Below are 273 nucleotides of genomic sequence, written 5' to 3' on the forward strand. Positions count from 1 at the left end.
AGCCGCTCGAAATCTATCTGGAAAAAGAGCTGGGAAAGAAAATTGAGCTGGTGGTTACCACTGATTACTCGTCAATGATCGAAGCCATGCGTCACGGCCGTATCGACATGGCATATTTTGGCCCCTTGTCGTATGTTCTGGCTAAGCAAAAGAGCGACATCGAGCCATTCGCAGCGATGAAGCAAAAGGGTAGCACTACCTACCAGTCCGTATTGATCGCCAATACTGGCGCCGGCATCGCCAAAATCAGTGATATCGTCAACAAGAATGTCG

Annotated in this window: 1 protein-coding gene; it reads left to right on the top strand. The window is 49.1% G+C overall.

Annotated elements, in window-relative coordinates:
• On the top strand, positions 1 to 273 hold a 273-nt coding region (locus tag ABG80_RS13735), incomplete at both ends, for a PhnD/SsuA/transferrin family substrate-binding protein (RefSeq protein WP_152987573.1).

Source organism: Aquabacterium parvum, assembly GCF_001447195.1.
GTDB lineage: Bacteria > Pseudomonadota > Gammaproteobacteria > Burkholderiales > Burkholderiaceae_C > Aquabacterium > Aquabacterium parvum.